Raw genomic sequence first — 15,697 nt, 5'->3', positions numbered from 1 at the left:
GCCTTCTTAGCGGACGGTCGCGTCAGGGGAAGGGGTCAGACGGTAAAGCTCTCGCCGCAGCCGCAGGCGCCCTTGGCGTTGGGATTGGCGAAGACGAAACCGGCGGTGAAATCGTCCTCCTGCCAGTCCATCGTCGAGCCGATCAGGTAGAGGACCGAAGCGCCGTCGATGTAGAAGGTGCCGCCGGCCGTCTCGATCTTCTCGTCGAACGGGTCTGCTTCGGTCACATAGTCGACCGAGTAAGCGAGGCCCGAGCAACCGCGGCGCGGCGTCGAGAGCTTGACGCCGATCGCGCCCTCGGGCGCCTTCGCCATCAGGTCGGCGATGCGCTGCTCGGCGGCGGGCGTCAGAATGACCGCAGCGGGCCGCGCACGGATTTTCGTCTCGGCACTCATAGCATTCCCAGCTCCAGCTTCGCTTCGTCGCTCATCTTCTGCGGATCCCAGGGCGGATCCCAGACCAGCTCGACCTCGGCATCGCCGATCCCCGGCACCGCGCCCACGCGCAGCTCCACCTCGCCCGGCATGCTCTCGGCGACCGGGCAGTGCGGCGTGGTCAGTGTCATGAGGACGCGGGCGTGGTGATCCGGGCTGATCTCGACATTGTAGATGAGGCCGAGGTCGTAGATGTTCACCGGGATTTCCGGATCGTAAATCTCCTTGAGCGCGTCGATCACCGCCTCGTAGAGATCCCCACCGGGTTCGGTGCCGGTCAGCGCCGCCGGCTTCTGCGACAGGAAGCCTTCGAGATAGTCGCGCTTCCGTTCGAAGGTCTCCACGACATCCGCCACGCGCGCCTTGGGCGGCGCCGCGACGCCGTCCACCTCTTCTGCTTCGATCTTCCGTTCCTCGTTCATTCTACGCTTTCAGAAACGTCACCCTGAACTCGTTTCAGGGTCCATCTTGTCGCCTCCCGGGAGGCGGAGAACTGGATGCTGAAACAAGTTCAGCATCACGGTTAGTGTCTACCCAAAAATCCTCGTCACTCTCTCAATTCCACGCACCAGCGCATCGATGTCGCGCCGGCCGTTATAGACCCCGAAGCTCGCCCGCGCCGTCGCGTCCATCCCGAGCGCCGCCATCAGCGGCTGCGCGCAATGGTGGCCGGCGCGGATCGCCACCTGGCCCTCGTCCAATATGGTGCCGACATCGTGGGGATGCACCCCCTCGACCGCGAAGCTGACGATGCCGGCCGAATCCTCCGGCCCGAACAGGCGGACCGAATTGAGCCCGTGCAGGGCGCCGCGCGTCTCCCGGACCAATGCGCTCTCGTGGGCGGCGATGGCGTCGAGGCCGATGCCGTCGACATAGTCGATCGCGGCGTGAAGGCCGATCACGCCGACGACATGCGGCGTCCCCGCCTCGAACCGCGCCGGTGGCGGGGCGTAGGTGGTCTTCTCGAACGTCACCTTGTCGATCATCGCGCCGCCGCCCTGCCAGGGGGGCATGGCGTCGAGGATGTCGCCGCGCGCCCAGAGCACGCCGATGCCGGTCGGGCCATAGAGCTTGTGGCCGGAGAAGACGTAGAAGTCGCAGCCGATGTCGCGGACGTCGACGGGAAGGCGCGGCACCGCCTGGCAGCCGTCGAGCAGCAGCTTCGCGCCGACCGAATGCGCGATTTCGGCGGCGCGCTTCGCGTCGAGCACCGAGCCCAGCACGTTCGAGACATGGGCGAGAGTGACCAGCTTGTGCTCCGGCCGGATCATCGCGGCCATCGCGTCGAGATCGATGCGCTGGTCCGGGGTGAGCGGTACCACGTCGATCTCGGCGCCGGTCATCTGCCACGACACGATGTTGCTGTGATGCTCCAGCGTCGAGAGCAGGATGCGGTCGCCCGGTTTCAGGTTCGCGCGGCCCCAGCTCTGCGCGACGAGGTTGATCCCCTCGGTCGCGCCGCGGACGAAGACGATCTCCTCGGGCGCGGCGGCGTTGAGGAAGCGCGCGACGCGCTGGCGCGAGGCCTCGAACGCCACCGTCATGTCGGCCGAGCGTTGGTAGACGCCGCGATGGACGGTCGCATAGGTCTCGGCATAGCCGCGCGCAATCGCGTCGATCACCGCCTGCGGCTTCTGCGCTGTGGCGGCGCTGTCGAGATAGGCCCAACCTTCGGGGATGGCCGGGAAATCGGCGAGCCAGTCGAGCGGGCGGGTGGTCACGGCGTCCATCAGCAAACCTCCCCCTCTCCCTTGGGGGAGAGGGCAGGGTGAGGGGGTCGGGCGCTGGTGGGGATTCTCGGACTCAGAACCCCCTCACCCCGTCCCTCTCCCCACCGGGGAGAGGGGGCTTTGAGCGGGCGGCTCATTGGGCGCCCCCAAACCAGGCCTCGGCATCCGCATAGCAGACCGTGCGCACCGCCTCTTCGCCGATCCGGTCGAGCGCGTCGGCGACGAAGGCGCGGGTGAGGAGGGCCTTCGCCTCGTCAGGCGTCACGCCGCGGCTTTCGAGGTAGAAGAGGGCGTTCCGGTCCAGCTCGCCGACCGTCGCGCCATGGGCACATTTCACGTCGTCGGCGAAGATTTCCAGCTCGGGCTTGGCGTTGATCGTGCCGGCGCGATCGAGGAGGAGGCCTTTCAGGCTCTGCTCGCCGTCGGTCTTCTGCGCGTCGCGGGCGACCTCGACCCGGGCGGCGACCGAACAGGTGGCGCGGTCGTCGGCGACCGAGCGCCAGACCTGCCGGCTGGTGCCGAGCGGCACGCCATGGCGCAGGACGGTGACGCCCTCCAGTTTCTGGCTGCCGCGTGCCAGCAGCGCGCCGCCGGCCTCGGCATAGGCGCCCTCGCCCGCGATCACGATGTCGTTCTCGATCCGCGCGCTGTCCGCGCCGGTGACGAGGGCGATGCTGTCGTAGCTCGCCGCCTCGCCGACCGAGGTCATGGCGAAATCGGTGTGGACGCCGCCGTCCTTCAGCACGCGCACGACTCGCATCAGCCGGGCGCCCTCGCCCAGTTCGAACACCGAAGTCGTATTGCTCCAGCCGCTGCCGACATGGGTCTCGACCACCGAGGCCTGCGCGTTCGCCTCCAGTGCGATGCGGTTGGAGAGATGCGCCGCACCGCCGGTGGAGACGTGGACGATCTGGACGAGCCCGCTGGTGGCGCCGTCCGCACCGAGCGAGATCACATAGCCCGCCTTCGCTTGCGTGCCGGCGAAATCGGCGAGCGGCTGCGTGCCAGGCTTGTAGCGCGCCGCCGCCACCTTCACCTCGCGCGGGTCGCTCTTCTCCGCCACGAACACGCCGTCAACAAACAGCAGGCGCGGGCCAGCGATCTCGCATTCGATCCACGGCAGATCAGCCGGAACCGCGCCCGACGGCGTCGCCTCGGCGAGCGCCGGCAGCGCCGACAGGTCGCTCCAGCGCCACGCCTCGGTGCGATTCGACGGGAGTTCGAGCAGCATCAGGCTGTGCCCCCGAGCCGCGTAAGTTTCATAAGTTTCAGCTTCCCTAGGGAAAAAAACCTGATCTCCATCAGACCCGCTGGGTGAATCTGGGAACGAGGGAAGCTGGCGCGCATGGCCGAAAGCAAAGCACGAAACGGGGTGTGTAGGAAAATGCCGGGGCTGCCCCCTTCATTGTCATGCTGAACTTGTTTCAGCATCCAGCCCTCCACCGGCATGGCGTGCGAAGAGCTGGACTCTGAAACAAGTTCAGGGTGACGGAAGAAGGAGGGAACAGGCCCGTTCACGCCGCGATCGCTCCATAGCCTTCGCGTTCCAGTTCCAGCGCGAGCTCGGCGCCGCCGGAGCGGACGATGCGGCCGCCGGCGAGGACGTGGACGAAATCGGGGCGGACGAGGTCGAGCAGGCGCTGATAGTGGGTGATGAGCAGCACCGCCTTGTCGGGCTTGCGCAGGATCCGGTTGATCCCCTCGCCTACGACGCGCAGCGCATCGATGTCGAGGCCGCTGTCGGTCTCGTCGAGGATGGCGAGCTCCGGATCGATGATCCCCATCTGCACCATCTCGTTGCGTTTCTTCTCGCCGCCCGAAAAGCCGACGTTCACGGCGCGCTTCATCATCTCCATGTCGAGCCCGAGCGCATCGGCCTGTTCGCGCGCGATCCGCAGGAAATCGCCCGCCGACAGCTCCGCCTCGCCGCGCGCCTTGCGCTGCGCGTTCAAGGCGGTGCGCAGGAACTGGACGTTGGAGACACCGGGAATCTCGACCGGATACTGGAAGCCGAGGAACATGCCCCTGGCGGCGCGCTCGTGCGGATCGAGGGCGAGGAGATCGATGCTCTCCTCGTCATTGCGAGCGGAGCGAAGCAATCCAGTCTCGGAGGCCGAGCCACCCTGGATTGCTTCGTCGCTTCGCCCCTCGCAGTGACGGGGAAGGGTGAGCGTGACAGACCCCTCGGTGACCTCATAGCCCGGTCGTCCGGCGAGGACGTAGCTGAGCGTCGACTTGCCCGACCCGTTCGGCCCCATGATCGCATGGATCTCGCCCGGGTTCAGTTCGAGGCTGATCCCCTTCAGGATCGGCTTGCCGTCGACTTCTGCGTGGAGGTTTTCAATCCTTAGCATCATTAAAACTCACGTCCGCCCACCATCCGCGGGCCTTAAATTGTTCGATCCGTTCCGATGCACCGTCCAAGTGGGCGGTTGCTGCTCGCGCTCTTTCAAGGACCTCGACCGGCGATTCTCCATCAATCAGGCGCGCTCGCTCGCGCATCAGCCAATCGTGTAGGTCCCAAAGGCCTTTGTCCCAGTCGATGAAATCTGAGTTTGCTTCGAAGAGGCCATGTTTCACTAGATGGCTCACCGCCGGAGAAAGCCCTTTGCGCAGCTCATGAATGCGGTGAGCTTTCTCCAGGACTTCTGCTTCAACGCTGTCTCGAGAAACTGAGATCATTGTCCCACGCTCCTCTCACGGCTGACCTCAGAAGGTGCCGGGGCATCGAGCACATAACGCTTGTTGATCCGATCGACCGGCGTGCCGTCGCCGAGCGGGACGGCGCGGTCGGTCTTGTAGTCCTCGAAGCCCATCTTGCCGTAGAAGGCCAGGCCGCCCGTATTGTCGGCGCGGATTTCGGCGTTCATCGCGGCGAGGCCGAGTTCGCGCGCCCGGTCGCGGGTGGCGGCGAAGAGGGCCGAGCCGACGCCGCGCTGGATACCGTCGACGCGCGCGAAGGTGCCGATATCGCCCCAGTCCGCCGGAAGATGGTCCTCGCGGATCAGGGTCTGGAAGCCTTCGAGGCGGCCGCTCGCACGGTCGACCGCGACGACGCAGGACAGCACGTCCGGCCCGGTCAGATAGGTCGCGTCGAGCCGCTCGGGCGTGAACGGCCGCTCCAGCGCGGTCGTGCCGCCGCGCGCGATGATCGCGTTGAGCAGCTCGGCCAGCTCGGGCGCGTCGGCTGACGTGGCGGGGCGGACGGTGAGGCTCATCCCCCACTCCCCGCGAGGTTGATCCTCCGCAGCTTTCGTGCCGTGGCCTCCAGTCGCAATTCGTCACCCTGAACTTGTTTCAGGGTCCAGCTGGTCGCGCGCGCCAGCGGTGGAGGCATGGATGCTGAAACAAGTTCAGCATGACGGGGGAGGGGGATCGTCATCCGACCGAACCTTCCAGCGAGATCCCCAACAGCTTCTGCGCTTCGACGGCGAACTCCATCGGGAGCTGCTGCAGCACCTCGCGGGCGAAGCCGTTGACGATGAGGGCGACGGCGTCCTCCTGCGAAAGGCCGCGGCTCATCGCGTAGAAGAGCTGGTCGTCGCTGATCTTCGACGTCGTCGCCTCATGCTCGATCTGCGCCGAGGGATTGCGCACCTCGATATAGGGCACCGTGTGGGCGCCGCACCGGTCGCCGAGCAGCAGGGAGTCGCACTGGGTGAAGTTGCGCACGCCCTCGGCGTTGGCGTTGACGCGGACGAGGCCGCGATAGGTGTTGTTCGATTTGCCCGCGCTGATCCCCTTCGACACGATGGTCGAGCGGCTGCCGGCGCCGATATGGATCATCTTGGTGCCGGTGTCGGCCTGCTGGCGGTTGTTGGTGAGCGCGACCGAGTAGAATTCGCCGACGCTGTTCTCGCCCTTCAGGATGCAGGACGGATATTTCCAGGTGATCGCCGAGCCGGTCTCGACCTGCGTCCACGAGACCTTCGATCGCGCGCCGGCGCACATCGCCCGCTTGGTGACGAAATTATAGATGCCGCCCTTGCCCTCGGCGTCGCCCGGATACCAGTTCTGGACGGTGGAGTATTTGATCTCCGCGTCCTCGTGGGCGTAGAGTTCGACCACCGCCGCGTGGAGCTGGTTCTCGTCGCGCATCGGCGCGGTGCAGCCCTCCAGATAGGAGACGTAGCTGCCCTTGTCGGCAACGATCAGGGTGCGCTCGAACTGGCCGGTATTCTCGGCATTGATGCGGAAATAGGTGGAAAGCTCCATCGGGCAGCGCACGCCCTCCGGCACGTAGACGAAAGTGCCGTCGGAGAAGACCGCGCTGTTGAGGCAGGCGTAATAATTGTCGCGCTGGGGGACGACGGAGCCGAGATATTTCTTCACCAGCTCGGGGAATTCGCGGATCGCCTCGGAGATGGAGAGGAAGATGACGCCGGCGCGGCGCAGCTCGTCGCGAAAGGTGGTGGCGACGCTGACGCTGTCGAACACCGCGTCGACCGCGACCTTGCGCGCGCCCGCGACGCCGGCGAGCACCTTCTGCTCCTCGATCGGGATGCCGAGCTTCTCGTAGGTGCGGCGAATCTCCGGGTCGAGCTCGTCGAGCGACGCGAGCGTCGGCTTCTTCTTGGGCTCGGCGTAATAATAGGCGTCCTGGAAATCGATCGGCGGAATGTCGAGCTTCGCCCAGTCGACCTCCTCCATGGTCAGCCAGGCGCGAAAGGCCTTGAGCCGCCAGTCGAGCATCCACTCCGGCTCGGCCTTCTTGGCGGAGATGAAGCGGATCGTGTCCTCGTTGAGGCCCTTGGGCGCGAACTCCTGCTCGATGTCACTAGTGAAGCCCCATTCGTACTTGGACGCACGCTCGGCGGCCTCGATCGCTTCGCGGTTGCGGACTTCGCTCATGACGCCACCTGCTCCCCCGCGAAGGCGGGGGTCCAGCCGTCCTTCTGGGCTCCCGCCTGCGCGGGAGCACAAGAAAGTTGATCCAAAGACACCGCCGCCAGCGCGCCGCGCACCGCGCCGTTGACGACGCCCATGTGCGGACGGACCTGGCAGGCCTGCTCCAGCGCGCAATCGTGGCGTTCGGCGTCGACGCAGCTGGTCATCTGGATCGGCCCCTCGACCGCCTCGATGATGTCGGCGAGGCTGATCTCGGCCGCGGTGCGGGTGAGGCACAAGCCGCCGCCGGAGCCGCGCGCGGTCTCCAGCAGGCCCGCCGCGGCGAGGCGGCCGGTGAGCTTCTGCGCGGTCGGGAGCGGGATGCCGGTCTCCTCGGCGAGCACGGTGGCGCTGAGGCGCGCGCCCGCATCGTGGCGGGCGGCGGCGGCCATCATCACGACCGCATAATCGGCAAGACTGGTAAGCCTCATAGGATCTGGCGCACCTGCGAATGATTCTCAAATCGGACTGATTCGTTCCGATTGGGCATGTGGTCCCGTTGCAATCTGAAATCAAGCGCCTTTGACCCGCCCGGATCGCGGTGCCATAGCCGCCGGCGATGGCGCTCTATTCCCTCGTCCGGCCGCTGGCCTTCGCGCTCGATGGTGAGGCGGCGCATCGCCTGACGATCCGGTCGCTGAAGCTGGCGCCGGCAGGCCGGCCGGCCAAAGCCGATCCGGTGCTGAAGGTCAATGTCGCGGGGCTGGACTTTCCCAATCCGGTCGGGCTCGCCGCCGGCTTCGACAAGGATGCCGAGGTGTGGCGGCAGATGCTGGGCTTCGGCTTCGGCTTCGTCGAGGTCGGCACGCTGACCCCGCAGCCGCAGGCGGGGAACGATCGCCCGCGCCTGTTCCGCCTCGCCGAGGACCGGGCGGTCATCAACCGGATGGGCTTCAACAATGGCGGGCAGGCGGCGGCGCTGGCCCGGCTCGCAAGGCGCCACCGCAATGGCGGGATCGTCGGGGTCAATATCGGCGCCAACAAGGACAGTCCGGACCGGATCGCGGACTATGCCGCCGGGGTGCGGGCAATGCTCGGCGTGGCCGACTATCTCACCGTCAACATCTCCTCGCCCAACACCCCGGGCCTGCGCGCCCTGCAGGACAAGGGCGCGCTCGACGCCTTGCTTGCGGCGGTGATGGAGGCGCGCGGAGTGGGACCGCCGGTCTTCCTCAAGGTCGCGCCAGACCTCGAACGCCAGGATATCGACGATCTCGCCGCGGTCGCGATCGCGCGGAAGATCGACGCGCTGATCGTGTCGAACACCACCGTCAGCCGGCCGGTGCTGCGGTCGAAACACCGGGAGGAAACGGGCGGCCTTTCCGGCGCGCCGCTGAAGGCGCTGGCGCTGGCGCGGCTGCGCGATTTCCGCCGCGCGACCGGCGGAGCGCTGCCGCTGATCGCGGCCGGCGGGATCGAGACGGCGGCGGATGCCTATGCCCGCATCCGCGCCGGGGCGAGCCTCGTCCAGCTCTACAGCGCGCTGGTCTACGAGGGGCCGGGGCTGGCGCGGCGTATAGCCTCCGGCTTGAGGGCCCTCATGGAAAGTGACGGCTTCGCCCGCTTGACGGACGCCATCGGGACTGAAAAGCCGTGATCATGCTCAGCCGTCTCCTCGCCCCGCTCGCCCTCCTTATCGCTGCCTGCGCCGCATCGGCCCAGCAGACACCGGCCCCGACCCCGACCAATCAGGGCGCGGTGTCCGCCGCCGATCCGCGCGCCGCGGAAGCGGGCGTCGAGGTCCTGCGCGCCGGCGGCACTGCGGCTGACGCGGCCTTCGCGATGATGGTGGCGCTGACCGTGGTCGAGCCGCAAAGCTCGGGGATCGGCGGCGGCGGCTTCCTCGTCTATCACGACCAGCAAGCCCAAGGCCTCACCAGCTATGACGGCCGCGAGACCGCCCCGCATGCGGCGACTCCAGCCTATTTCCTCGACGCGGCCGGCCAGCCGCGCGAGCGACGCGACATCATCCCCGGCGGGATGAGCGTCGGCGTGCCGGGCAATATCAGTCTGATGGCGAAGGCGCATGAGGACCATGGCCGGCTGCCCTGGGCGCGGCTGTTCCAGCCGGCGATCCGCATCGCCCGCGACGGCTTCGCAATCACCCCGCGACTCTACCGTGCGCTCGAATCGCCGCGCTCGACGGCGCGGCTGACGTCATGGAGCCGGGGCTTCTACTATCAGCCGGACGGGACGCCGAAGCCGGTCGGTACTGTGCTGCGCAACACCGAATTCGCCGCCTTCTTGGAGCAGATCGCGGCGCGCGGACCCGAGGCGTTCTACACCGGGCCTGCCGCCGAGGCGCTGGTGCAGGCGGTGCGCGGCGCCGAGCGCAACCCCTCGATCATGACCCGTGACGACGTCGCCACCTATCAGGCGCGTGAGCGTGACTCGCGCTGCGGCACCTATCGCGGCCATCGCATCTGCGGGATGGGGCCGCCCTCGTCCGGCGCGACCACGGTGTTCGCGATCCTGAAGCAGCTCGAGCGGTTCGACCTGCGCGCCATGGGCCGCAACGACCCGCGAGCCTGGCACCTCATCGCCGATTCGATGCGTCTCGCCTACGCCGATCGCGCCGCCTATCTCGGCGATCCCGATTTCGTGCGCGTGCCAGTCGAGGGGTTGATGGACGAGGCCTATCTCGCCAGCCGCGCGCAGCTCCTCTCGGTCGATCGCGCGATCGAACATGCCGAGGCCGGCACGCCGCCCGGCGTGACACGCCAGCGCGCCGGCCAGACCGTGCCTGAGGAAGGCACGACCCATTTCGTCGCCGTCGACAGCGCCGGCAATGTCGCCACCTATACCTCCACGATCGAAAGCGCCTTCGGATCGGGGATCACCGTCAACGGCATGTTCCTCAACAACGAGCTCACGGACTTCAACTCGGCGCCCGAATATGAAGGCGCGCCGGCGGCCAACCGGGTCGAGGGCGGCAAGCGGCCGCTCTCCTCGATGTCGCCGACCATCGTCTACGCACCGGACGGCGAGGTACGCCTCGCGGTGGGTGCCGCCGGCGGCCTCACCATCATCTCGCAGGTCGCCAAGGCGATCATCGGCGTCCTCGATTGGGACATGAGCGCGCAGGACGCGATCGCGATGCCGCAGATCCTCGGCATGGGCGACCGGGTGATGGTCGAGCGCGGCACGGCGCTGGAATCCATGGTGCCCGCCCTCACCGCGATGGGCCATCAGGTCACGCCGGTCGAGCCCGGCTACAAGGCCAATGCGATCGAGCGCGTCAACGGGCGCTGGGTTGGCGCCGCCGATCCGCGCAGCGAAGGGACGTGGCTGGCGCAGTAAGTTTCACGTCGCTAGACTGGCGCCTTCGACGCGGGCAAACCGTGCGAGGGGGCGGAGGTACGATGCGGCAACTGGAGCATTTCCCCAATTTGGTCGCGATGTTCTTCGCGCGCGCGAAGGCCAAGGACGATCTTCCCTTCCTCTGGGCGAAGAAGAACGGGTCCTGGCGCTCCATCAGCTGGCGCGAGGCTTCGCTTCAGGTGGCCAACCTGGCCTCAGCGCTGACACGCCTCGGGTTGAAGCCCGGCGACCGGGTGATGCTGGTCGCCGAGAACCGGCCGGAATGGCTGATCTCGGACCTCGCCATCATGGCCGCCGGCTGCGTCACCGTGCCGACCTACACGACCAACACCGAGCGTGATCACCAGCACATCCTCGACGACAGCGGCGCGCGCGCCGTGATCGTCTCAACCCAGAAGCTCGCCCGGACCCTGCTGCCCGCGGCGATCCGGAGCTCGGGCTGCGAGCACGTGCTGATGATGGAGCCGTCGTCCGGCCTCGGGCAGACCGGCAATGTGCACATGCACGACTGGTCGGCGCTGATCGCCGCCGAGCATACTGATCCCGAAGCCTGTGCGGCGACGGCCACCTTCGCGCGCGAGGATCTCGCCTGCATCATCTATACGTCAGGCACCGGCGGCGCGCCGCGCGGCGTGATGCAGCATCACGGCGCCATCCTGTGCAACATCGAAGGCTGCGCCAAGCTGATTTCCGAGGACTTCGGCTGGGACGACGAGGTGTTCCTCTCCTTTCTCCCCGCCTCCCATGCCTATGAGCATTCGGGCGGGCAGATGTTCCCGATCGGGCTCGGCGCGCAAATCTATTATTCGGAAGGGCTGGAAAAGCTCGCCTCCAACATCGAGGAGGTTCGGCCGACGATCATGGTCGTCGTGCCGCGCCTGTTCGAGGTGCTGCGCCAGCGCATCCTGAAGCAGGTCGAGAAGCAGGGGCGGTTCACCAACTACCTCATGGACCGGGCGCTCGACATCGGCGCCAAGAGCTATGGCGGCGGGGTGCCGTTCATCGACCAGCCGATGAACCTGTTCCTCAGCCGGACGCTGAAGCCGAAGATCGCGAAGCGGTTCGGCGGGCGGATCAAGGCGATGGTCTCGGGCGGCGCGCCGCTCAATCCCGAGGTCGGCATCTTCTTCCATTCGCTGGGGCTGACCCTGCTGCAGGGTTATGGCCAGACCGAGGCGGCGCCGGTCATCTCCTGCAACCGGCCCAGGGCCGGGCTCAAGATGGACACGGTCGGCCCGCCGCTCGACGGGGTCGAGGTCAGGATCGCCGAGGATGGCGAGATCCTGGTCAAGGGCGAGCTGGTCATGCACGGCTATTGGCGCAACGACGCCGAGACCCAGCGCGTGCTGAAGGACGGCTGGCTCCACACCGGCGACGTCGGCCATCTCGACGAGGCCGGGCGGATCGTCATCACCGACCGCAAGAAGGACCTCATCGTCAACGACAAGGGCGACAATGTCGCGCCGCAAAAGGTGGAGGGCATGCTCACCCTCCAGCCCGAGATCCTGCAGGCGATGGTGGCGGGCGACCGGCGGCCCTATCTGGTCGGCCTCATCGTCCCCGATCCCGAATGGTCGGCCGAATGGTGCGCGGCGCAGCGGCGGACCTGCCATTTCGCGGTGCTTGCCAAGGATCCGGACTTCATCCGGGCGGTGTCGGAGGCGGTCGAGCGGGTGAACCGGGAGCTCTCGGTGATCGAGAAGGTCCGCCGCTTCATCCTCGCCGACGAGCCGTTCACGGTCGAGAACCAGATGCTGACGCCGTCGATCAAGATCCGGCGCCACGTCATCAAGGAGAAGTATGGCGCGCGGCTCGACGCGCTCTACAAGCGCTAGCTCGCGCGGCGATAGGGTTCGAACTCGCCGAGCGTGCAGCCGCCGCGCTCCACGCCCGAGGTCGGATCGAACGCCACGACCAGGTCGCCCTCGCACAAGGATGTCCCGAGCCGGCGGCTGCGCAGCGCGTGCCAGGAGCGCAGGCCCGCGCAGGCATTGCGCGTCCGGTTGACGTAGACGCGTCCGCCGATGCCCTGGAACAGGATCGTGCTCTCGTCGATCGGTGTGTTGCCGCGCAGCTGGCGGGACATCACACAGGCGACCGGCGGCTCGGCCACGCGTCCCTCGAGTGCGGTGGCGAGACGGCGCTCCGGATCCGCATCGCGGTGGACGCCGGCGGCGAAAGCGACCGTGCCCGCAAGGCCGGCCGCGGCGATGGCAATCAAGGCCTTCATGGCAACCTCCTGTTGCCGTTCAACGCATGAGCCCAGGCGATTATCCGCCTGATTCCGGCCGGAGGCAAGCGTTCCGGACTAGCGCCGGCTGTAGGGCACGAAATCGCCCAGGCCGCAGGAGCCATATTCGACGCCGCTGGTCAGATCGACGACACGGGCGATGTCGCCGCGACACAGCTGGCCCGAAGGGGTGCGCGTGACCAAGGTCCGGCCCGCGCCGAGATCGGGACAGCCGCCGGCGGGCCGGTTGACATAGGCGATGTTTCCCGCCCCCTCGAACAGGATCGCGCCATCGCCGATCGAGCGGTTGCCGCGCAGATCGCGCAGGTTCACGCAGCTGACCGGTGTTCCCGCCGTGCGTCCCGCCAAGGCTTCGGCTGCCTTGTCGACCTCTGGTGAGGACTGGCCACCCTCTGCCCCGGCAGAGCCGACGGCCAGAAGCGCGAGCCCCAGAGTTGCGATCGTCTTCATCCTCGCCTCCTTCAGCTTTTGAAGCCATCCTTTGCCTGACGCCGCGCGGCGAGCTCGTCCGCAGTTGCGGCGCGCATGAAGGGATTGGTGGCGCGCTCCAGCGCGACGGTGGTGGGGACGGTCGGCTCGCCGCGTTCGCGCATCGCCTCGACCTGCGCCATCCGCTCGGCCAGCGCGGCATTGTCCGGCTCGACGGTGAGTGCGAAGCGGCCGTTCGCCAGCGTATATTCGTGGGCGCAGTAGACGAGCGTGTCGGGCGGCAGCGCGGCCAGCCGCTGCATGTTGCCGAACATCTGCGCCGGCGTGCCCTCGAACAGCCGGCCGCAGCCCATCGCGAACAGGGTGTCGCCGACGAAGATCACGTCTTCGGTCGGCAGGTGGTAGGCGATGTGGCCGGCGGTATGCGCCGGCACCTCCAGCACCTCGGCCTCGATCGCGCCGAGCGTGACGACATCGCCCTCCCGCACGGCCCGGTCGAGCGTCGGGATCTTCGCGGCCTCGGCCGCCGGCGCGGTCACCGTGCAGCCGGTCGCCGCCTTGATCGCCGCATTGCCGCCGATATGGTCGGGATGCCAGTGGGTGTTCCAGATCTGGGTGATCTGCCAGCCGCGTTTGGCGGCTTCGGCGAGCACCGGATCGGCCACGGCGGGGTCGATCACGGCGGTTTCGGCCGAGTCCGGATCGTGGGCGAGCCAGATGTAGTTGTCGCTGAGCGCGGGGATGCGGGCGATCTCCAGCACGGCCGCTCCTTTACGCCTTTCGGCCGAGCAGGGCCAGCGCCTCGCGGCCCAGCGTCTCGGTCAGCTCGCGCGCCGGCAGCGGCCTACCAAGCCGGGATGCCTGGCCGGCCCACATCGGCGCGAAGCCGTCCGTCGTCTTCGCCAGCGGGGCCAGGGCCGGCGACGCGAGCGGGAACGGCGGCGCTTCTGTTCGGATGCGGCCGAGCACGTCGGTGAGCCGGGTCGGCAGGCTGCGGGCGAGGCCGCCGCTGAACAGATTGGTGAAGCCGGTATGCTCGGCCGATTCGCCGGTGAGACCGGCGCGGTGAGCGGGGCCGATCAGGCTTTCCGGGCAGTGGAGATAGGCGGTGCCGACCTGGACCGCGGTCGCGCCGAGCGCCAGTGCGGCGGCGATGCCGCGCGCGTCGCCGATGCCGCCGGCTGCAACGACCGGCAGGCCGGTCGCATCCGAGACTTGCGGCACCAGCGCGATCAGCCCCGGCGCCTCCTCGATCGGCGCGCCGAGGAAGCGACCGGCATGGCCGCCGGCCTCCCAGCCCTGGGCGATGATCGCGTCGACGCCGCGCGCGGCGAGCACACGCGCTTCGGCGAGGGTGGTCGCGTTGCCGAGGATGCGGGCGCCGGTGGCGCGGACCCGCGCGAGCAGGGCATCGTCCGGCAGGCCGAAATGGAAGCTGACGAGATCGGGCCGAATCTCCTCGACGTCGGCGCACGACGCCGCGTCGAATGGCCGGCGCAGGGTGCCACCCGTCACCGGCTTCACTCCGAACTCGTCGTAGAAGGGCCGCAGCACAGCGCGCCAGGCACTGTCGTCCACTGCTTCCGGCATGGCGTGGCAGAAGAAGTTCAGGTTGATCGGGCCGGTCGTGCGCGTACGGACTTCCGCGACCTGCGCGCGCATCTGGTCGGGGGTCAGCAGGGCGCAGGGCAGCGAGCCCACGGCACCGCCTGCGATGGCGCCGACGGCGAGCTCGACGCCGCCGGCGCCGGCCATCGGCGCGGCGATGATCGGCAAACGGCTGCCGAGCAGCCCGGCGAAACGGTCGTCAGGCCACATCGCCGGCGCCGGTCATTCCGCCGAGTCCGCCTCGGTGGCGAGGCGGCCGTCTCGCCGGCCGGACCAGCTGACGAACATCAGGCACTCGTCGGTCAGGCATTCGCTGCCATGCGCGACGCCGCCGGGCTGGAAGGAATAGCTGCCCGGCCCGAGGTCGGCCGCGCCCTCGCGCCCGCCAACTCCCCAGCGCCGCAGCGTACCGCGCAGCATGACCAGCCGATAGTCGGCGCTGTGGACGTGAAGCGCTCCTTCGCCACGGGGCATCAGCAGCAGCATATCCGAAGGACCCGTTGCCGGATCGCCTCTCAGCACCGCCATCCGCGCGCCGTCCGGACGGGCAGGATCCACCGGCGCAAAACGCGCGTCCTCAATCGGGACGGTCACGATCGCCGTCGCGAGCAGGGACCCCAGCATCACCAGTGCCCCCTATTGGGCATCGACACCCAGGGCTCGGCCGGATCGAGATGGCCGTCCTGCAGCAATTCGATCGAGATGTTGTCGGGTGTGCGGACGAACGCCATGTGGCCATCGCGGGGCGGACGGTTGATCGTGTAGCCGGCGTCCACCAGCCGCTGGCAGGTGTCGTAGATGTCGTCGACGCGGTACGCGATGTGACCGAAATTGCGGCCCTCGCCATAATCCTCCGGGTCCCAGTTGTGGGTGAGCTCGACCTCGGCGCCCTCGTCGCCAGGCGCGGCGAGATAGATGAGGGTGAACCGCCCCTTCTCGCTCTCCATCCGGCGGGTCTCCTCGAGGCCGAGCAGGTTGAAGAAGCGGATGGTCGCGTCAGGATCGGAGACGCGGATCATGGTGTGGAGATACTTCAT

At 67.9% G+C, this 15,697-nt stretch carries 18 protein-coding genes; 3 read left to right on the top strand and 15 right to left on the bottom strand.

Going from position 1 to position 15,697, the window contains the following annotated elements; genetic code table 11:
* Positions 1-35: 35 nt before the first annotated feature.
* From RCO27_RS12275 to RCO27_RS12235, 9 genes are all read right to left on the bottom strand, one after another.
* On the bottom strand, positions 36-395 hold the full coding sequence (locus tag RCO27_RS12275; RefSeq protein WP_309002959.1) for an iron-sulfur cluster assembly accessory protein: 360 nt from the start codon (positions 393-395) through the stop codon (positions 36-38).
* On the bottom strand, positions 392-856 hold the full coding sequence (locus tag RCO27_RS12270; RefSeq protein ID WP_309002958.1) for an SUF system Fe-S cluster assembly protein: 465 nt from the start codon (positions 854-856) through the stop codon (positions 392-394). Before RCO27_RS12270 ends, RCO27_RS12275 begins: the two co-directional genes overlap by 4 nt.
* Before the next feature lie 108 nt (positions 857-964).
* Entirely contained in the window at positions 965-2,164 is a 1,200-nt protein-coding gene (locus RCO27_RS12265) for a cysteine desulfurase (protein ID WP_309002957.1), read from the bottom strand.
* A gap of 133 nt (positions 2,165-2,297) precedes the next feature.
* A complete protein-coding gene (locus RCO27_RS12260) occupies positions 2,298-3,395 on the bottom strand; it encodes a SufD family Fe-S cluster assembly protein (protein ID WP_309002956.1) in 1,098 nt (365 codons plus the stop codon).
* 283 nt (positions 3,396-3,678) lie between these two features.
* Positions 3,679-4,518, bottom strand: a complete 840-nt coding sequence (gene sufC, locus RCO27_RS12255) for a Fe-S cluster assembly ATPase SufC (RefSeq protein WP_309002955.1) — start codon at positions 4,516-4,518, stop codon at positions 3,679-3,681.
* Positions 4,505-4,846, bottom strand: coding sequence for a hypothetical protein (locus RCO27_RS12250; RefSeq protein WP_309002954.1), 342 nt, complete (start codon positions 4,844-4,846; stop codon positions 4,505-4,507). Before RCO27_RS12250 ends, sufC begins: the two co-directional genes overlap by 14 nt.
* Positions 4,843-5,382: a GNAT family N-acetyltransferase gene (locus tag RCO27_RS12245; RefSeq protein WP_309002953.1), complete on the bottom strand. Its 540-nt coding sequence runs from the start codon at positions 5,380-5,382 to the stop codon at positions 4,843-4,845. Before RCO27_RS12245 ends, RCO27_RS12250 begins: the two co-directional genes overlap by 4 nt.
* A 160-nt stretch (positions 5,383-5,542) precedes the next feature.
* Entirely contained in the window at positions 5,543-7,015 is a 1,473-nt protein-coding gene (gene sufB, locus RCO27_RS12240) for a Fe-S cluster assembly protein SufB (protein ID WP_309002952.1), read from the bottom strand.
* Complete coding sequence (locus tag RCO27_RS12235) at positions 7,012-7,482, bottom strand: Rrf2 family transcriptional regulator (protein ID WP_309002951.1); 471 nt, start codon at positions 7,480-7,482, stop codon at positions 7,012-7,014. Before RCO27_RS12235 ends, sufB begins: the two co-directional genes overlap by 4 nt.
* 128 nt (positions 7,483-7,610) lie before the next feature.
* Between RCO27_RS12235 and RCO27_RS12230 the strand changes: the two genes are divergently transcribed.
* The 3 genes from RCO27_RS12230 (at position 7,611) to RCO27_RS12220 (ending at position 12,207) form a co-directional block, all read left to right on the top strand.
* The gene (locus tag RCO27_RS12230; protein ID WP_309002950.1) at positions 7,611-8,648 is read left to right on the top strand and encodes a quinone-dependent dihydroorotate dehydrogenase; all 1,038 of its coding nucleotides are present in this window, start codon (positions 7,611-7,613) and stop codon (positions 8,646-8,648) included.
* A gap of 2 nt (positions 8,649-8,650) precedes the next feature.
* Positions 8,651-10,351, top strand: a complete 1,701-nt coding sequence (gene ggt, locus RCO27_RS12225) for a gamma-glutamyltransferase (protein WP_309002949.1) — start codon at positions 8,651-8,653, stop codon at positions 10,349-10,351.
* Positions 10,352-10,413: 62 nt separating this feature from the next.
* A complete protein-coding gene (locus RCO27_RS12220; RefSeq protein WP_309002948.1) occupies positions 10,414-12,207 on the top strand; it encodes a long-chain fatty acid--CoA ligase in 1,794 nt (597 codons plus the stop codon).
* On the opposite strand, the gene RCO27_RS12215 is transcribed toward RCO27_RS12220, so the two are convergent.
* The 6 genes from RCO27_RS12215 to RCO27_RS12190 all read right to left on the bottom strand — a co-directional run bounded on the left by RCO27_RS12215 (position 12,204) and on the right by RCO27_RS12190 (position 15,697).
* Positions 12,204-12,602 (bottom strand): hypothetical protein, encoded by a 399-nt coding sequence (locus tag RCO27_RS12215; protein WP_309002947.1) that lies wholly within the window; start codon positions 12,600-12,602, stop codon positions 12,204-12,206. The genes RCO27_RS12220 and RCO27_RS12215 overlap by 4 nt on opposite strands.
* A 78-nt stretch (positions 12,603-12,680) precedes the next feature.
* The gene (locus RCO27_RS12210) at positions 12,681-13,073 is read right to left on the bottom strand and encodes a hypothetical protein (protein ID WP_309002946.1); all 393 of its coding nucleotides are present in this window, start codon (positions 13,071-13,073) and stop codon (positions 12,681-12,683) included.
* Between the two features lie 11 nt (positions 13,074-13,084).
* The gene (gene gloB / locus RCO27_RS12205; RefSeq protein WP_309002945.1) at positions 13,085-13,813 is read right to left on the bottom strand and encodes a hydroxyacylglutathione hydrolase; all 729 of its coding nucleotides are present in this window, start codon (positions 13,811-13,813) and stop codon (positions 13,085-13,087) included.
* Positions 13,814-13,823: 10 nt separating this feature from the next.
* The gene (locus tag RCO27_RS12200; protein ID WP_309002944.1) at positions 13,824-14,870 is read right to left on the bottom strand and encodes a nitronate monooxygenase; all 1,047 of its coding nucleotides are present in this window, start codon (positions 14,868-14,870) and stop codon (positions 13,824-13,826) included.
* Between the two features lie 12 nt (positions 14,871-14,882).
* Positions 14,883-15,284, bottom strand: a complete 402-nt coding sequence (locus RCO27_RS12195) for a DUF4437 domain-containing protein (protein WP_309003209.1) — start codon at positions 15,282-15,284, stop codon at positions 14,883-14,885.
* Entirely contained in the window at positions 15,284-15,697 is a 414-nt protein-coding gene (locus RCO27_RS12190; RefSeq protein WP_309002943.1) for a VOC family protein, read from the bottom strand. Before RCO27_RS12190 ends, RCO27_RS12195 begins: the two co-directional genes overlap by 1 nt.

This window comes from Sphingosinicella sp. LHD-64, from assembly GCF_031157375.1.
In the GTDB taxonomy this organism is placed as follows: Bacteria; Pseudomonadota; Alphaproteobacteria; order Sphingomonadales; family Sphingomonadaceae; genus Allosphingosinicella.
The sequence above is the reverse complement of the archived record's forward strand: the minus strand, read 5'-3'. Positions and strand labels throughout refer to the sequence as shown.